16 protein-coding genes are annotated in these 16,823 nt (G+C 68.7%); 2 read left to right on the top strand and 14 right to left on the bottom strand.

All coding sequences use genetic code 11. From position 1 onward, the window contains the following. On the bottom strand, nt 1-928 hold a 928-nt coding region (gene eutB, locus ABNT58_RS10740), incomplete at its 3' end, for an ethanolamine ammonia-lyase subunit EutB (RefSeq protein ID WP_348753472.1). A 19-nt stretch (nt 929-947) separates the two neighbouring features. Beyond that, nucleotides 948-2,351 carry an ethanolamine permease gene (gene eat, locus ABNT58_RS10735; RefSeq protein WP_348753471.1) on the bottom strand — a complete coding sequence of 468 codons (1,404 nt, stop codon included), beginning with the start codon at nt 2,349-2,351 and terminating at the stop codon, nt 948-950. Nucleotides 2,352-2,511: 160 nt separating this feature from the next. On the opposite strand from eat, the gene ABNT58_RS10730 reads away from it, so the two are divergent. Then, nucleotides 2,512-3,660 (top strand): helix-turn-helix domain-containing protein, encoded by a 1,149-nt coding sequence (locus ABNT58_RS10730; RefSeq protein ID WP_348753473.1) that lies wholly within the window; start codon nt 2,512-2,514, stop codon nt 3,658-3,660. On the opposite strand, the gene ABNT58_RS10725 is transcribed toward ABNT58_RS10730, so the two are convergent. The 3 genes from ABNT58_RS10725 to ABNT58_RS10715 form a co-directional block, all read right to left on the bottom strand. Continuing rightward, nucleotides 3,542-4,036, bottom strand: coding sequence for a YidB family protein (locus ABNT58_RS10725; protein ID WP_348753470.1), 495 nt, complete (start codon nt 4,034-4,036; stop codon nt 3,542-3,544). The two genes, ABNT58_RS10730 and ABNT58_RS10725, sit on opposite strands and share 119 nt — an antisense overlap. A gap of 100 nt (nt 4,037-4,136) precedes the next feature. Continuing rightward, nucleotides 4,137-4,940: a 16S rRNA (uracil(1498)-N(3))-methyltransferase gene (locus ABNT58_RS10720; protein ID WP_348753469.1), complete on the bottom strand. Its 804-nt coding sequence runs from the start codon at nt 4,938-4,940 to the stop codon at nt 4,137-4,139. A 30-nt stretch (nt 4,941-4,970) separates the two neighbouring features. Continuing rightward, nucleotides 4,971-5,996 (bottom strand): LacI family DNA-binding transcriptional regulator, encoded by a 1,026-nt coding sequence (locus tag ABNT58_RS10715; RefSeq protein WP_348753468.1) that lies wholly within the window; start codon nt 5,994-5,996, stop codon nt 4,971-4,973. Nucleotides 5,997-6,103: 107 nt separating this feature from the next. Between ABNT58_RS10715 and ABNT58_RS10710 the strand changes: the two genes are divergently transcribed. Continuing rightward, nucleotides 6,104-7,006: a LacI family DNA-binding transcriptional regulator gene (locus ABNT58_RS10710; protein ID WP_348753467.1), complete on the top strand. Its 903-nt coding sequence runs from the start codon at nt 6,104-6,106 to the stop codon at nt 7,004-7,006. Between the two features lie 193 nt (nt 7,007-7,199). Here the strand turns inward: ABNT58_RS10710 and ABNT58_RS10705 are convergent, their stop codons facing one another. The 9 genes from ABNT58_RS10705 to ABNT58_RS10665 all read right to left on the bottom strand — a co-directional run. Further along, nucleotides 7,200-9,776 (bottom strand): TonB-dependent receptor, encoded by a 2,577-nt coding sequence (locus tag ABNT58_RS10705; protein ID WP_348753466.1) that lies wholly within the window; start codon nt 9,774-9,776, stop codon nt 7,200-7,202. A gap of 193 nt (nt 9,777-9,969) precedes the next feature. Then, nucleotides 9,970-11,199: a tetratricopeptide repeat protein gene (locus ABNT58_RS10700; RefSeq protein ID WP_348753465.1), complete on the bottom strand. Its 1,230-nt coding sequence runs from the start codon at nt 11,197-11,199 to the stop codon at nt 9,970-9,972. Continuing rightward, a complete protein-coding gene (locus ABNT58_RS10695; protein ID WP_348753464.1) occupies nt 11,196-11,645 on the bottom strand; it encodes a biopolymer transporter ExbD in 450 nt (149 codons plus the stop codon). Before ABNT58_RS10695 ends, ABNT58_RS10700 begins: the two co-directional genes overlap by 4 nt. 10 nt (nt 11,646-11,655) lie before the next feature. Beyond that, nucleotides 11,656-12,084 carry a biopolymer transporter ExbD gene (locus ABNT58_RS10690; protein WP_348753463.1) on the bottom strand — a complete coding sequence of 143 codons (429 nt, stop codon included), beginning with the start codon at nt 12,082-12,084 and terminating at the stop codon, nt 11,656-11,658. A 10-nt stretch (nt 12,085-12,094) separates the two neighbouring features. Continuing rightward, nucleotides 12,095-12,913, bottom strand: coding sequence for a MotA/TolQ/ExbB proton channel family protein (locus ABNT58_RS10685; protein WP_348753462.1), 819 nt, complete (start codon nt 12,911-12,913; stop codon nt 12,095-12,097). A gap of 62 nt (nt 12,914-12,975) precedes the next feature. Continuing rightward, nucleotides 12,976-13,638, bottom strand: a complete 663-nt coding sequence (locus tag ABNT58_RS10680; RefSeq protein WP_348753461.1) for an energy transducer TonB — start codon at nt 13,636-13,638, stop codon at nt 12,976-12,978. 266 nt (nt 13,639-13,904) lie between these two features. Further along, nucleotides 13,905-14,642 (bottom strand): 5'-methylthioadenosine/adenosylhomocysteine nucleosidase, encoded by a 738-nt coding sequence (locus tag ABNT58_RS10675; protein ID WP_348753460.1) that lies wholly within the window; start codon nt 14,640-14,642, stop codon nt 13,905-13,907. Between the two features lie 10 nt (nt 14,643-14,652). Beyond that, nucleotides 14,653-16,344, bottom strand: a complete 1,692-nt coding sequence (locus ABNT58_RS10670; protein WP_348753459.1) for a long-chain-fatty-acid--CoA ligase — start codon at nt 16,342-16,344, stop codon at nt 14,653-14,655. Nucleotides 16,345-16,440: 96 nt separating this feature from the next. Continuing rightward, nucleotides 16,441-16,823 (bottom strand): NAD(P)(+) transhydrogenase (Re/Si-specific) subunit beta (locus ABNT58_RS10665; protein WP_348753458.1); only part of this gene is annotated, 383 nt, incomplete at its 5' end.

The raw sequence follows: 16,823 nt of genomic DNA, 5'->3' as shown, positions 1-16,823 counted from the left end.
CCTCGCAGGTCTGCTGGTCGACGCCGAAGTTGGCATTGGCCGACAGCGCACTGCCCTGCCCCGTCTCGAAGTACATGACGTTGCGGCCCACGGTGCCGCGGTTCTGCGCCAGCGCAGCGGCCTGCGCCTCGGCCAGCAGCTCCGGCGTGACGCCGAACGACAGGTTGGTTTTTTCGGTGCCCCCGATGGACTGGAACACCAGGTCCACCGGCACGCCGTCTTCGGCCAGCCGCAGCGTGTTGGTCACATGCGTGAGCACGCAGCTCTGGGTGGGAATCTCGAAGCGCTGGATCACCTCGTCCAGCATGCGCAGCATCTCGCCCAGCACCGGCAGGCTGTCGGAAGCGGGGTTGATGCCGATCACCGCATCGCCCGCGCCGTACATCAGCCCGTCCAGCGTCGAGGCGGCCACGCCGCGCAGGTCGTCGGTGGGGTGGTTGGGCTGCAGCCGCACCGCCAGGTGGCCCGGCAGGCCGATGGTGTTGCGAAAGCGCGTGACCACGCGGCACTTGCGCGCCACCGCGATGAGGTCCTGGTTGCGCATCAGCTTGCTCACCGCGGCCACCATCTCGGGCGTCAGCCCGGGTGCCAGCGCGGTGAGCACGTCGGTGCTGGCCTGCTCGCCCAGCAGCCAGTCGCGAAAGCCACCTACCGTGAGGTGCGCCACCGGCGCGAAGGCGGCCGCATCGTGGGTGTCGATGATCAGCCGCGTGATGTTGTCGTCCTCGTAAGGCACCAGCGCCTCCTGCAGGAAGACCTTCAGCGGCAGGTCGGCCAGCACATGGCGCGCGGCCATGCGCTGCTGCGCGGTCTCGGCGGCCACGCCGGCCAGGTGGTCGCCCGAGCGCGCCGGGCTGGCGCAGGCCATCACCTGCTTCAGGTCGTCGAAGCCGTAGACCTGGCCGGCCAGCGTGGTGCGGTAGCTCATCGCGGGGGGTTCCTTAGGCTCAATGGGCGCCCTGCAGCAGTTCGTCCTGCGGGGCCTCCTCCCGCGAGCGGGAGGTGAGGCGGAAGTAAGCGTAGGCGATGGCCATCAACCCCAGGAACACCGCGGTCAGCAGCTGGTTGAACCACACCATCGCACCCAGGCACACCACGCCCAGCACCAGCGCGATGGCCGGGAACAGCGGGTAGAACGGCGCACGGTAGGGCCGGGCCAGCCCCGGCTCGCTGGCGCGCAGCTTGAACAGCGCGGCCATCGAGATGATGTACATGACGATGGCGCCGAACACCGACATGGTCACGATGTTGGCGGTGAGCGACTGGCCGCCGAACTGGATCCACTGGTCGCTGAAGATGGCGGCCACACCCACCACGCCACCAGCCAGCAGCGCGCGGTGCGGTGTCTGGAAGCGCGGCGACAGCGCCGCGAAGGAGCGCGGCAGGTAGCCGGCGCGGGCCAGCGCAAAGATCTGCCGCGAGTAGCCCATGATGATGCCGTGGAAGGACGCCACCAGGCCGAAGAGGCCGATCCACACCATCATGTGCAGCCAGCCGCTGGACTCGCCCACCACCACCTTCATGGCCTGCGGCAAGGGGTCGTTGATGTTGGCGATCTTGCGCCAGTCGCCCACACCGCCGGCCATGATCATCACGCCGAAGGCCAGCACCACCAGGGTGAGGATGCCGGCGATGTAGGCCTTGGGAATGGTGCGCTGCGGGTCGCGCGCTTCTTCGGCCGCCATGGCCGCGCCTTCGATGGCCAGGAAGAACCAGATGGCGAACGGGATGGACGCGAAGATGCCCGCCAGCGCCGCGCCGTTGAACACGTCGGTGCCCGCCCAGCCGTTGGCCACGTAGTTGGCCAGCGACCAGCCGGGGCTGACCACGCCCATGAACACCAGCAGCTCGGCAATGGCCAGCAGCGTGACCACCAGCTCGAACATGGCCGCAATGCCCACGCCCACCCAGTTGAGCGCGATGAACACCACGTAGGCGCCCACCGCGATGTACTTGGGATCTGCACTGGGGAACTGCACGTTGAGGTAGGCGCCGATGGCCAGCGCGATGGCCGGTGGCGCGAACACGAACTCCACCAGCGTGGCAAAGCCGGCGATGAAGCCGCCGGTGGGCCCGAAGGCGCGCCGCGCATACGCGAACGGCCCGCCCGCATGCGGAATGGCGGTGGACAGCTCGGTGAAGCTGAAGATGAAGGTGGTGTACATCGTGGCCACCAGCAGCGTGGCCACCAGGAAGCCGAGCGTGCCGGCGGTGTTCCAGCCGTAGCTCCAGCCGAAGTACTCGCCGGAGATCACCAGCCCGACGCAGATGCCCCAGAGCTGGAAGGGCCCGAGCACCTTCTTGAGGCCCGGCTGGGCGCCGGTGCCAGTGGGGGAAGCAGCCATGTGCATGTCCTTGCAGTAACCCAAGAATGCGGCGGATTGAAGCAAGGCACCCGCGCCCGGCCTATCCAAAAACGGAAAATCCGTCGGCACCGTGGCGGCGTGGCACCGCTCTTGCAAAAGCCGGTGGGTCCACCGCCGCACTGCCCAGGAGAACGCCGCCGTGCCCATGCCCGAAGCGCGCCTTGCCCACCCCGCCCCGCCGGGCCTGGCCGGCCTGCGCTACCAGGCGCTGGCCAGCGACGACGTCGACGAACACGCCGGCCACCTGTCGCGCTGGTCGCAGGAATACGACCAGCTGTCGCCCGGCCGCTTTGCCGGCCGCGTGCGTGAGCTGTGGGCCGACGGGCCGCGGCTGCAGGTGTTCCATGAACACACGCACCAGCAGACCAGCCAGCTGTGCCTGCCGTGGCAGGGTTCGGTGTGGTTCGGCATTCCCGACGGGCGGCACCCCACGCCGGTGCACTTCTGCGGCCGGCTGCAGCCCGCCGAGGGGCCGCGGCCGGTGCTGCGCGCGGGCGGCAATGCCTCGTTCACGCTGCGCACGCCCGAGGACTTCGGCATCTATGGCGTGGTGGTGGACGCCGACTGGCTGGCGCAGCGGCTGGATGCACTGCAGTTGCGCGACGCGGGCGCTCCCGGTGCGGCGCTGCAGGCGCTGCCGGTGCCGCCGGCGGTGCATGCGGCGATGTGCAGCACCATCGAAGCGCTGCTGGCGCTGGGTGCCTGCGGTGCCGACAACCCCCCGCCGGCCGCCTGGCAGGCGCTGCTGGACCGGCTGCTGGCGCTGTTGTGCGGCGCGGGGCAGGCGCCCTCGCCCGCCGCCGCGGCCCAGGCCGACCCTGCGGCCTGTTCGCGGCGCCTGGCCACGGTGATGTCGGCCCGCGCGCTGGTGAGCCAGCCGCTCAATCACACGATGTCGGTGGACGACCTTTGCGCCGAGCTGCACCTCACCCGCCGCACGCTGCAGAACCACTTCCAGGCGGTGGTGGGCGATTCACCGGCGGACTTCTTGAAGGCGGTGCGCATGAACGCCTGCCGGCGCAAGCTGCGCAAAGGCGGCGCGGCCACGGTGCAGGATGTCGCGGCCCAGTGGGGCTTCTTCCACATGGGCCACTTTTCACACGACTACAAGCAGATGTTCGGCGAGCTGCCTTCCCAGACGCTGCGCCGGGCCGACGGTGCGCCGGCCACTGGGTTCAACGGGCGAAGCGTTCCAGGATCGAGCCGATCTCGCCCAGCCCGCCGTCCGCCGGCAGCTGGCCTTGCGGCGTCAGGTGGTCCACGGCCTGCGGCAGCACCTGCGACAGCTGGCTGAGCAGGTCGCCTTGCGACAGGCCGGTCTGCTGCGTCAGGCGGCCCAGCAGGTCGTCACCGAACACCTGGCCCAGCTGAGCGGGTGACACCGGCTGGTTGGCGCCGGTGCCCACCCAGGACGACACCACGTCGCCCAGGCCGCTGCGGGTGAACTGCTCCACCAACGCGCCCAGGCCACCCATCTGGCCGCCTTGCTGGCCCCCCTGTTGACCGATCTGTGACAGCACCAGCGCCACGATGCGCAGCAGGTCGGCCTGGCCGCCAGCGCCCTGGCCGCCGCCCCCCAGCAACCCGCCGAGCACATCGCCCAGCGCACCGCCGCGTCCGCCTGGTGCCTGGTTGTTCATCATGCCGATGGCCATGTCCAGCAGTCCCATGTCGATCTCCTGTGTGGATGGAAAGCGCCGGATTGTGGAAAGCCCGGCCGCGCCCGACCGGCGGACGCGCGCGGCCTGCGCATTAGCGCACGAAGCGGCTTCAGGCTGCGGGGGCGGGCACCACACCGGCAGGCACATCGCCCGCCGGACCCGTGCCCGCCAGCGCCACTGCCGCCAGCGCCACTGCCGCCAGCGCGGCCAGCGGCGCGGTGTCGGCGCGCAGCACGGCGGGCCCCAGCGAGGTGGGCAGAAAGCCCACGCGCTGCGCCGCTTCCACCTCGGCCGGTGACAGGCCCCCCTCCGGCCCGCTGAGCAGCAGCAGCCGCGCCGGTGCCTGCGGCCGCAGGCGCTGGGGCAGCGGAAGCGCCTCGTCGCCAAAGCCCAGCAGCCAGCGGGTGGCATCGGTCAGGTCGGCCGCGGTGGCCTGCTCGGCCAGCCAGGCCGAGAAAGTGATCACCGGCGCCACCCGCGGCACCCGGTTGCGGCCCGACTGCTCGCACGCCGCGACCGCAATGCCCTGCCAGTGCGCCTGCTTGCGCTGCGCCCGCTCGCCCGACAGGCGCAGCACCGATCGCTCGCTCATCAGCGGCTGGATGGCGGCCACGCCCAGCTCCACCGCCTTTTCCACCAGCGTGTCCATGCGGTCGTTGGCCGGCATGGCCAGCGCGATGGTCACCTGCGGGCCGATCTCGCGCTCCACCGCCTCGTGGCTTTGCACTTCCACCTGCACGCTGCTGCGGCCGATCTGCATGACGGCGGCCGTCCACTCGCCGCCCTGGCCGTTGAACAAGGTGATGAGCGCGCCGGGCTGCAGCCGCAGCACCTGCACATGGCGGGCCGCACCGGGCGGCAGATCAAGCGGCTGGCCGGCGGCCAGAGGAGCATCGACGTGGATTCGCGGCATAGGCCCGCGAGTGTGCCTCGGGCGGAGCGCTCAACCCAAGGGCTGGTCGGGCATCGCATCGGCCGGCCAGTAACTCGGCCGGCACAGCCAGTGATCGGCAGCGACCGTGCAGCCCTCCACCAAGGCGACCAGGCGTCGGCCCAACCATTCGGCAGCGGCTGCCAGGTCCTCATAGCGTACGCGGGCCACCGGCGAAGGCAGGTCGATCCGGCCGGAGGACCATGCCTCGTGCACGACCACGGCCAGCTCGTGGCATGGATCTACGCCAGCGTCCAGCAGCGCGTGCATCAAGCCGTTGCCCACCTGCGGATGCTGGACGATGACCGCGCTGGGGCGTGGACGCATTGCCAGCAGACGCACGCCAGCCGCGTACCCATCGCCGGCGCAGCGCTTGGCCGCCAGCATCATCTGCGGCGTGACCGGCAGGCCGCCACCTTGCATGGCCGTGCGGTATCCCAGACACCACGCGTGTGTGGCATGAAGCCACGGATCCAGATGCACGCACGCGATGCGTCGGTGGGCGCCGTCTACCAGCCGGCCCACCGCCAGTTCGGCGGCCCCCCCTTCATCGAGATCGAGCCACGGATAAACGTGCGCGGCCGGCTGCCGGCACCGGCCGACCGCAACAAAGGGCACATGGTGGCGCACGAGCGACTCGATGCGCGCATCCACCGACCCGGTCTGCAGCACGAGCAGCGCATCGAAGTGCCGATCACGCACGATGCGCTCATGCAGCGGCACGCCGCCCCTGCCAGGGCTTGCCAGCATCAGGCAGTCGAGACCGGCGGACTGCAACACCTGCGAGACGGCATCCAACAGCGCTGCCTGGCCGGCATCGCTCAGTGGCCCCAGCGATCTTTCGCACAGCACGCCCACGGCGTCAGACCGGCCGGTGACGTTCTGCCGCGCGAGTCGATGGGCCTCGTAGCCCAGCAGCTGGGCGGCCTGCCGCACCTGTCTGCATGTTTGTTCCGACACAGGACGGCGCCCACTGAGCGCATGGCTGACGGTGGTGGTCGACAGCCCCACGTGCGCTGCCACGGTGCGCAAGGTCACGCGCGACGCCGCCCTGACGTCCCTGGACGCAGAGCCCATCATCGCGCCCCCTGCACCAGCCGCACGGGCCGGGCAAAGCGGCATAGCATCCCGCCAGGAGGGAGACGATGAAACATCAGAAAACCCCCGCCGCCACAAGCGCTGAAGTCGCGCGCCGGGCCGGCGTTTCGAGAACCACGGTGTCCTTCGTGTTGAACAACGCGCGCCACCGGGGCATCAGTGACACCACACGCGAACGGGTCCTGGCGGTGGCCCGCGAAATTGGCTACGTGCCCAACGCCGCGGCCCGGTCTTTGGCGGGCGGCACCTCCGGCACGCTGGCGCTGGTGGTGCCCAAGCTGGAGCACTTGTACGTCGATGCCTTCCTCGCGCAGTTGGTGGCCAGCGTGCGCGAATGCTGCCACCTGCATGGCTTCAAGCTGCTGATCGAATCGACGGATGGCGAGGGCCGGGAACCCGGCCAGTTCCTGCAGCTGGTGCACGGTCGCAGCATCGACGGCGTCATCGTCGCCCACCCCAGGACCACCGAGATGGCACACCTGCAGCGCCTGCGAGACAGCGAGATTCCCCATGTGGTGTTCGGCTGCCACCTGCCCGCCCAGGAGGGCCTGGCCATGATGGGCGACGACACTTGCCAGTCCGCCTGCATCGCTGTCAACCACCTGCTGAACCTCGGTCGCCGCCGCGTGGCGTTGGTCAACTACGCTTCCAACGAATACCACTCCGCAGCCCAGCGTGAAGGCGGCTGGCGCAAGGCGCTGCTCGACCACGGCATCGAGCCGCAGGACGGTTGGTGCATCGCGGCCGACATCACGCCCGAGAGCGGCTACCGGGCCACCCGTGAACTGCTCGCACGGCAGCTGCACCCGGACGCCCTGTTCGCCGGCAACGACACCATCGCCTTCGGCGCCCTGCGTGCGCTGCGCGAGGCGGCGCTGCGCGTTCCGCAGGACGTTGCACTGGTGGGCTACGACGACATCCCGATGGCGCCATTCGCCGACCCCCGCTGACCAGCGTGCATTCCGACCCTGCGGGGCATGGACGCCAGGCCGTGCATTCGCTGCTGTTGCAGTTGCAGAACGGGCGACCGAAGCCGCCGGCGGCCGTGCAGGCGCCCAAGCTGGTGATCCGCGAATCCTGCGGTGCGCGGGCGCCGGAGGCGGGCCAGCCCCGCGGCCGGGCGCAGGCCGGCGGGGCTTGGGCTCACAGCGCGTAGCGCAGCGCCAGGCTGATCGAGCGGCCGGTCTCGGGGCGCAAACGCACCACCGGCTGCCCGTTCAGCACGTCAGGCCCCTCGACCCCTCCCGATGAAGCCACCTTGTCGAACAGGTTGCTCAGATTCACGCTCAACGTCGCGCGCTCGGTCAGCGCGTAGCTGGCAAAGGCGTTGACGATGCTGCGGCCGGACACTTTCGCCGTGTTGAAGCTGTTGTTCCACACATAGCTCTGGCCCACCAGCGAAGCGCCCACCGTGAGGTTGTTGAAGGTGTAGCTGGGCGAAATGGCCCACATCCACTTGGGCACGCCGCCCGGCACCTTGCCCACCGTGCTCTGCCCGGTCGCTTCGCCGACAAGGTCGGTGCGCACCTTCAGGTCGGTGTAGACGAGGTTGGCATTGAGCGCGAAGTTGCCGGTGTTGAGCGCCGACTCGAGTTCCACGCCGTTGGCCTTGGTGCCCACCACGTTCAGCTTGGGACCTACGGTACGCGTCTGGTCATAGTCGTACTCGTCCACCGTGGCCTGGAACAGTGTGGCGAACAGGCCGTAGTTGGCGCCCATCAGCTCCCCACGGGTCTTGACGCCCAGCTCGCGCTGCTTGACCGTCGCAACCGCCTGCGCCTCCAGGCCCTGCGTGAGCGCACCGGTGAGCGGGTTGATGAACGGCGAGAACAGCAAGCGGTCGGCAATCGCCCGCCCGCCCTTGCTCACGCGAACGAAGGCGCTCAAGTCGTTGCTGAAGCGGTAGTTCGCGCCCACCGAATACGAGGTGTAGCCGACGCTGTAGTTGATCGGGCTGCGGCTCTGGCCATCGATCAGGTAGACATTGTTTTCGGCGCCGGTGATCGTGCCGTCGCGGTTGACGTCAAAGCCTCCTGCCACCTTCTGACCGCCCGCATAGCTGCCGCTGGCGCGCATGCGGTCGTGCCGCAGGCTGGCATCGAAGTCCCATGAGCCGACTTCCAGCCCGAGCGCCAGGTAAGGCGCCGTGGTGCTGTAGTGGGCGTCGATGTCGCGTGCGCAGCAGCCGCCCCACTGGTTGTTGTAGCCGGTCAGTCCAGCCGTCGTCAGGGCTGCGCCGGAGGCGTCGTAGACGTCGACGATCGCGCCGTTGCGGCCGACCTCCATCACCCGCTCGCTGATCTGCCACTGCTGCACGATGTCTTGTCTGGACAAGTACAGGCCGGCCTTGGTGTTGAGCTTGCTGCCGGTGAGATCAAATGCCTTGGACAGGCTGAGGTCGTTGGCCCAGTGACCCATGTCGGGCGACTGCTGATGGATGGCGGCGTTGCGCGACAGCAGTCCGGTCTGCAGGTTCTCGGTGGTGACGGTCTGCCCGGCCAGCGGGCCGTTGAAGTACCGCGCCGAGGTGCCGCCCTCGAAACCGCCGAGCAGTCCGCTCAGGGTCTGCGCTCCCCAGAACTGGGTTCTGAACGAGCTTTCGCTGCGACTGAACTTGAACTTGTTGTTCAGGCCCCAGCCGCCCTCAAGCTGGTTGGCAAACTCGATGCCGAAGGCATGGGACTTGACCGAGATGCCATCGGACACGTTGGCCGTGCCGGGCGCGCCGGTGAAGATATCGGCGGTGGGCATGGTCTGGTTGTAGATCGACAGCTGCGAATCGCGCCTGATGTCGAACCCGGCCAGCGGGTGCATGCCCTTGACCGTGGTGCCGCTGAGGTCCGCCCGGGCCGGCATGCTGGTGTAGGTGGGGGCCTTCTCGTCCAGCAGCTTGAACGAGAAGCGGACGTAGCCCTTGTCGCCGTTGAACGACTGGGTCAGGTTGCCCTTGACCTGGTAGCCCTGCAGCGCCCCGGTGTCATTGCGGCGCGGACCTTCGCCGGTTCGGAAATAGCCACCGACGTGGTAGCGCAGCGTCTCATTGATCTTGCCGCCGTAGTCGCCATCGACCCGCGTCTCGTCGTAGTTGACGCCGCGCGTCACGCCGATGGAGCCGCCCTTTTGCTGCCCGGTCTTGCTGATGTAGTTGATCACCGCGCCCGGGGCATGAGAGGCCAGGGTGGCGGCCGAGCCGCCCCGCAACGTCTCGATGCGGTCGACGTTGTTGTCGAAGCGGATGAAGTAATCGTTGTTGCCGAAGTTCATGTCGCCGAACTCGACGACAGGCAGGCCGTCTTCCTGCAGTTGCACGAACTTCGAGCCCCCCGACGATATGGGCAGACCGCGCACCGTGATGTTGGAGTTGCCGCCCGGGCCGGCCGAGCTTTCGGCACGCACGCCGGGAATGAGCTTGAGGATTTCGGCTTCAGAGCGGGCGCCGAAGTTGGTGATCTGCTCGTTGTCGACGTCGGTCACCGACACGGAGCTGCGCATCTTCGACTTCGAGCCGGTGGTGGCCGTGATGACCACGCGGTCCAGACCGACCACGTCGGACTTGGCTGCCGGTGCAGGCGCAGGGCTGGCGGCCTCCGTGCCGGGCGGGGGTGCCGTCTGAGCCTGTGCGGCGCCCGCCAGCAGGGTTGCGAAGGCCGACGATGCCACCAAGGCGGCGATCGTCGTGGGGGCCGGCGGTCGCCGGGGTGTCAGTGGCTTGTTTCTCATGGCTGTTCCTCCAAGGCATGGGTCCGAGGGACCTCGTTCACGTCATCGTTTCCAGCGCACGGCATCGGGTCCCCGGCCCGACAAGGAAACGGCAGGGGGCTTGTTTGACTGAGGCCCGGCGCGCTCACACGGCGCGGGCGGGCAGCACTCGGCCCGGCCCGAGGCAGGGGCCGTGTCGTTCAGGTCAGTGGTATCAGGGCTTGCGGGCGTGGATTTCCCACAGCCGGGCGAGCTCGACCGCCTCGTCGGCACCGCGTACGGCCCTGAAGCTGTCGATGGCGCGCGCCTTGTTGCCGCTTTGCAGGTAGGCCTGCCCGAGGTGCAGTCGCGCCTCGTCCGGGCGTTTCAGGCCGCCCTTGGTCAGGCCGTGCTCCAACAGGGCGATGCCCTTGTCGAGACGGCCCGCCGACACCAGCGCATGGCCGGTGTTGACGAGGGCATCGCCCTGGCGACCGACCTCCTCCACCTGCAGCGCCTTCTCGTCCTCGGCGGCCTGCCGGGTTGCCAGCTCGCGCAGGCGCTGGTGGCGTGACGCCTCCGGCCCCGAGCCCAGCTTGCCGGCGGCATAACCTGCCTCCACCACCCTGAGGGCCTCCGTCGGCAGTCCCGCCTGCAGGGCCAGCTGCGCCATCTCGACGTACTGCTCGGTGTCCTCCAGGGTGTCTGTCGCGCGCCGCAGGCGGTAGACGTCCAGGCGCAGGCGATCGGGAAAGCCGGCTGCGCCTTGCAGGCGCGCCAGCCGATCGCTCCAGTAGGCCTGCTTGGGGTGATAGACAAGGAGCTTTTCCAGCGTGGCCACGTAGCCGGCCTGGTCGTCGAGCTTGCCGTAACTGGCCGCCAGCAGCCTCAACGTGGGCTCATCGACCACCGGGGTGGCCTGCTCCATCGCCTGCACACGCTGCTGTGTGTCGCGCACCACGCCTGCATAGTCGCCGGACAGGTAGTGCGCACTCGTCTTCAGCTCGCGCATCTTGTCGCTGCGTCCACCTTCCTTCAAGTACCGCTCGGCCAGCGCGATGGCCTGCGGATAGTCCTTGCGGCGGTAGGCCAGGCCGGCCATGGACTCCAGCACAGGCAATGTCTCGGCAGCTCCCAACTTGCCGGACGCCAGCACGGCCTCGAATGATCGCGCCGCCGTCGCGTCGTCGCCTGCGCCCAGCGCCGCCCCGGCGCGCATGCGCTCGATCACCATGCGCTCGTGACCCGACAGGTTGCCGACGGCCTCGGCCTCGGCCACGCGGGACAGCGCTTCCCGCGGCTTGCCGGCCCTCAGGAGATCCTGGGCGGCCTGCAGCGGCTTGCCCACTTCCGCGCGCATGGTCTCCGGCGGAGCCGATTGGGCCAGCGCCGATCCGATCGACATGGTCAGGCCGCACAACACAGCGGCCAGCTGCCTGGGCATGTGCATGGTGATTCCCTTCATTGGGCGAACTGCTCGTTGCCGACGATTCCGATCTTCTTGAGCCCCAGCCGCTGGGCCGAGGCCATCACCGCGGCCACCCGCTCATAGCGCACGAGCTTGTGTGGCCGCAGATGCACGTCCGGCTGCACGGGCTGCGCCACCTTTTCGCGCATGTGCGACTCCAGCGCAGCGCGGTCGGGCAAGGCCTCACCGTTCCAGTACACGGTGCCGTCGAAGTCGACGTCCAGTCGCACGACCTCCGGCTCCACCGGTGCGGCGGGCGCCTTGCCGGTGGGCAGGTTGAGGTCAACCGAATGCAGTTGCACCGGGATCGTGATGATCAACATGACCAGCAGGACGAGCATCACGTCGATCAGCGGCGTGGTGTTCATCTCGCCGATCGCCTGCGGGCGTGCCTTTCGGCTTCTTCGTGTGCTGCCGCCCACGGAGGCTGTGTTCCATGCCATCGCTGACTCCTCAAGGCCGCGCAGGCGGCTCGGTGATGAAGGACACCTTGGCCATGCCCGCGCGCTGGGCGGCGAACACCACGCGTCCCACGGCTTCATAGCGGCTGGCGCCGTCGCCGCGGATGTGGAGTTCGGGCTGGGGCAGCTTCACCGACTCCTGCTTGATGCGGTCAAAGAAGGCCGCCGTGTTCGGCAGGTGCAAGTCGTTCCAATAGATCTCGCCGTCGCGGTCGATGGACACGACGATGTTCTCCGGCTTGCTGGTGCGCGGTTGGTTGACCTCGCTGGGCAACTTGACCTTGATGGAGGTCACCGCGACGGGAATCGTGATCAGGAAGATGATCAGCAGGACCAGCATCACGTCGACCAGCGGCGTGGTGTTGATCTCCGAGTTGACCCGCTTGCCTGCGGCGGCGCCGCCGCCCACGCTCATGCCCATGGTCGGCCCCTCAGGCGCGCGTGGGCGCAGGCGCCGCCAGCAACGCGGTGCGCAGACGGGCGCCGAAGGTGTGCACCTGGTGCAGCGCGCTGGTGTTGCGACCGACCAGCCAGTTGTAGCCCAGCACGGCAGGCACGGCCACGGCCAGGCCGATGGCAGTCATGATCAACGCCTCACCCACCGGCCCGGCCACCTTGTCGATGGAGGCCTGACCCGCCACGCCGATGGCCGTGAGCGCGTTCAGAATGCCCCAGACCGTGCCGAACAGTCCGATGAATGGGGAGGTCGAGCCCACGGTGGCCAGGAAGGCCAGGCCCTGCTGCAGCCGGTGTTCCACTTCCTCGCCGGCCTCATCGACGGCGGTCGAGATCCAGGACCCGCGGTCCACACTGGCGAGGATGCCCTCATGCGCCCGGCTGGCATCGAAGGCGGTGTCGGCCACGAATCGGAAGGCCCCCTCCTCGCTGAGCGAAGCCGTGCCCTGCCGAAGGTCGGCGGCCGACCAGAACGGCGCGCCAGCCCCGACCGATGGGGCCTCCCGCAGCAGACGGCGCTGCTCCAGCATCTTGGTGACGATCAGGTACCAGGTACCCAGTGACATCACCATCAGGATGCCCAGGACGCCCTTGGACACCAGGTCGCCGTGCGAGACGATGGCTTGCAGCCCGTACGGGTTGTCGACGACAGCAGCGGCAGGCTCGGCGGTGGCCGTGGCCGCCTTGGCCGTGTCGTCTGCAGCCAGGGCTGCCGGGCCGAAGCCGGCAAACGCCAGGCCGGCAGCCAGCGAAAGGATGGCGGGGATGCGCCGAAGCGCGCGCAGGAGTTCCATGTTTTTGGCCCTCGGAGTGGGTGGGAGAAGTGGTGGCAGAACGGTGCCCGGCGGGCCCCGACTCAGCTCGATCGGTAGGAAAACGGCACCTGGACCGTGACGTCACGACCCGTGCCCTTGCACTTGTATTCACCGACGATGCGCATGCTGGCCTTGGCGAAGATCGGGTGCGAAGCGCTGACGGCCTTGATGTCCCGGATGTCGCCGCTGGCGACCAGCGTGAACTGGATGACGGCACTGCCTTCCTCCAGACCCAGGCGCGTGGCTTCGCGCGGAAATCCGGCGTCGCCCATGACTTGCGCATAGTTCGCGCACACCACCGAGGCCGACACAGGCGGCGCAGGCGCGGCGGGAGGCGGTGCCGGCGGTGCTGCTGCAGGTGCAGGCGGCGCACTGCGCACCGGCTCTGCCGGTGGCGGAGACTCCGCCGCCACCGCGGCAATGGTGGGTTCGTGCGTGGGCGGCGCCTGCACCTGCACTTCAGGCGGCGGCACGTACGCAGGCGGCGGGGGCGTGAACTTGGGCGGCGGCGGCAGCTCGATGACCTTGGGCGGCGGCGGAGGCGGCTTGACCTCTTCGACCAGCACGGTTTCAAGCGGCTCGCTCACCACCTTGGCGAGTTGCTGGCCCAGACCGTTGGCCAGCGCCCAGACCAGCGCCACATGGAACAGCACCGCCACGGCCAGGCCCGCGCTGCGCCAGTGGCTGTTGCTCTGGGGCTTCACGAAACTCACAGCACCACCCCGTCGGTCCTGCAGACGCCCGAGGGCGCGCACGCGTGGCATGGATGAATGGAGGACATCGTTCGGGTCTCCTGAACGGGACGTCGTTACAAGTCAGCGAACAAGCGAATTGCGCATTAGTCAAAGATCATTTTTGTGATTGATGCGTTATCGCGCGATTCAGACATTCCCTGACGCGCGTTAGTAACGCGCGTTGCATGGCGACGTGACGCGTTGGCGGCCCGGGGGCCGTGCTTAGACAGGGAACGTCAAAGACGCAGCAGCGCGGCGCAGACGATGTCGCGCGAGAACTCGGCCGCCACTTCGGCGGTGAAGCGCGGAAAGTCGACGTGCGCCGCATCGTCGGCGCGGTCGGACAGCGTGCGCAGCACGCCGAAGGGCCGGCCGCTGTCGTGGCACACCTGGGCCACGGCAGCGCCTTCCATCTCCACCGCCAGCGCCTCGGGCAGGGCGGCGCGCAGCGCAGCGCTTTCAGCCGAGGTGCTGACGAAGCGGTCGCCGCTGATCACCAGGCCCTGGTGACAACGCACGCGGCCGATGCCGAAGCGCTGCAGCGCCGGATGCGGCTGCGACAGCACCTCGCCGGCCGCGGCCACCAGGGCATCGGCCAGCAAGGGGTCGGCGGCAAAGCGGCTGCGGCCGGTCAGCGGCACCTCGTAGCGCTGGAACAGGGGCGAGGCATCCATGTCGTGCTGCAGCAGCTCGCGCGCCACCACCACGTCGCCCACCTGCGCGTGGTCCGCCAGGCCACCGGCGACACCGGTGAACAGCAGCGCGCGGGCCCCCAACACCTCCAGCGCCAGCGTGGCGGTGGTGGCCGCGGCCACCTTGCCGATGCCGCTGAGCACCAGCAGCACCTCGTGTCCCTGCAGCCGCCCAAGGTGGAAGTCGCGGCCGGCGCGCCGTTGCAGGCTGCGCGCCTGCAGCAAGGCGTCGATGGCGCGCAACTCGTCGTGCAGCGCGCTGACGATGGCGATGGGGGCCAACGCCTGCCGCTCAGTGCGCCGTCGCGGCGGGCGGCTTGTCGCGCAGCTCGCGGCGCAGCACCTTGCCCACCGGCGTCTTGGGCAGCTCGGTGCGGAACTCCACCACCCGCGGCCGCTTGTAGCCGGTGAGGTTGGCTTCGCAGAAGGCGCGCACGTCGTGCTCGGTCAGCGCGGGGTTCTTCTTGACGATGACCACCTTCACCGCCTCGCCGGCCTTGTCGTCGGGCACGCCCACGGCGGCGCACTCGAGCACGCCGTCGAGCTGGGTGAGCACGTCTTCCACCTCGTTGGGGTACACGTTGAAGCCGCTGACCAGGATCATGTCCTTCTTGCGGTCGACGATCTTGAAGAAGCCGCTTTCTTCCAGCACGCCCACGTCGCCGGTGCGGAAGAAGCCGTCGGCCGTCATCACCTTGGCGGTTTCATCGGGCCGCTGCCAGTAGCCGGCCATGACCTGCGGGCCGCGGATCGCGATCTCGCCGGCAGCGCCGGGCGGCACGGGCTGGCCTTCATCGTCCAGCAGCGCAAAGTCGGTGTTGGGCAGCGGCAGGCCGATCGTGCCGGTGAACTGGTGGCTGTCCACCGGGTTGCACGCGGCCACCGGCGAGGTCTCTGACAGGCCATAACCTTCGACGATCGGGCAGCCCGTTTTCTCGAGCCACAGCCTGGCGGTGGCGCTTTGCACCGCCATGCCGCCGCCCACCGAGATCTTCAGGTGGCTCCAGTCGACGGTGTGAAAGTCGGGGTGGTTGGCCAGCGCATTGAACAGCGTGTTGACCGCCGGAAAGCTGTGGAATCGGTGCTTGGCCAGTTCCTTGAGCACCGCCGGCAGATCGCGCGGATTGGGAATCAGCAGGTTGCAGCCGCCCATGCGCATGGACAGCATCATGTTCGTGTTGAAGCCGAAGATGTGATAGAGCGGCAGCGCGCACACGGTGACGATCTGCTCGCCCGGCGGAATCTTCTTGAGCGCCGGCTGGTACCAGGCCTCGCACTGCAGCACGTTGGCCACCAGGTTGCGATGCAGCAGCACCGCGCCCTTGCTGACACCGGTGGTGCCGCCGGTGTACTGCAGCACTGCGATGTCGTCCGGGCCCAGCGCCGGCGCGGTGTAGGCCTTGCGGCGGCCGATGGCCAGCGCCTCACCAAAGCGCACCGCGGTGGGCAGCTCGAAGGGTGGCACCATCTTCTTGACCTGGCGCACCACGTAGTTCACCAGCGCGCCCTTGACCAGGCCCAGCATGTCGCCCATGGCGGCCGTGACCACGTGCCGCACCGGCACCGCATGCGCCACCTGCTGGTACACATGCGCGAAGTTTTCCAGGATGACCAGCACCTTGGCGCCGGCGTCCTTGAGCTGGTGCTCCAGCTCGCGCGGGGTGTACAGCGGGTTGACGTTGACCACCACGAAGCCCGCCCGCAGGATGCCGGCCACCGCCACCGGGTACTGCGGCACGTTGGGCATCATCACCGCCACGCGGTCGCCACGCTCCAGACCCAACGACTGCAGGTAGGCGGCAAAGGCCCGCGAGGCGTCGTCCACCTGGCCGAAGCGGTAGCTGCGGCCCATGAACACATAGGCCGGCAGGTCGCGGTACTTGCGGAAGCTCTCCTCCATCAGCGCCACCAGCGAGGGATACAAGTCGAACTTGACCTCGGGGGGAACGCCGGCGGGATATTGCTTCAGCCAGGTTTTCTGCATCGGGGGGCTCCAAAACGAAGGGGCGATTCTGACGGAGCCTCCCGCGGTGCAGCATCAGGGGATTCGATAGCGCTTTGGTCCGTGGTGTGAAGCCCCTCACTCCACCGCCTTGACCATCTCCTCCACCACCTTCTTGGCGTCGCCGAAGACCATCATCGTCTTGTCCATGTAGAACAGCTCGTTGTCCAGGCCGGCGTAACCCGCGGCCATCGAGCGCTTGTTGACGATCACGGTCTTGGCCTTGTAGGCCTCCAGGATGGGCATGCCGTAGATCGGGCTGCCCTTGGTCAGCGCGGCGGGGTTCACCACGTCGTTGGCGCCCAGGATGATGGCCACGTCGGCCTGGCCGAACTCGCCGTTGATATCCTCCATCTCGAAGACCTGGTCGTACGGCACCTCGGCCTCGGCCAGCAGCACGTTCATGTGGCCCGGCATGCGGCCGGCCACCGGGTGGATGGCGTACTTCACCGTCACGCCCT

The organism is uncultured Aquincola sp. (assembly GCF_964001545.1).
Taxonomy (GTDB): domain Bacteria; phylum Pseudomonadota; class Gammaproteobacteria; order Burkholderiales; family Burkholderiaceae_C; genus Aquincola.
This window is presented reverse-complemented; position numbering and strand designations above follow the sequence as displayed.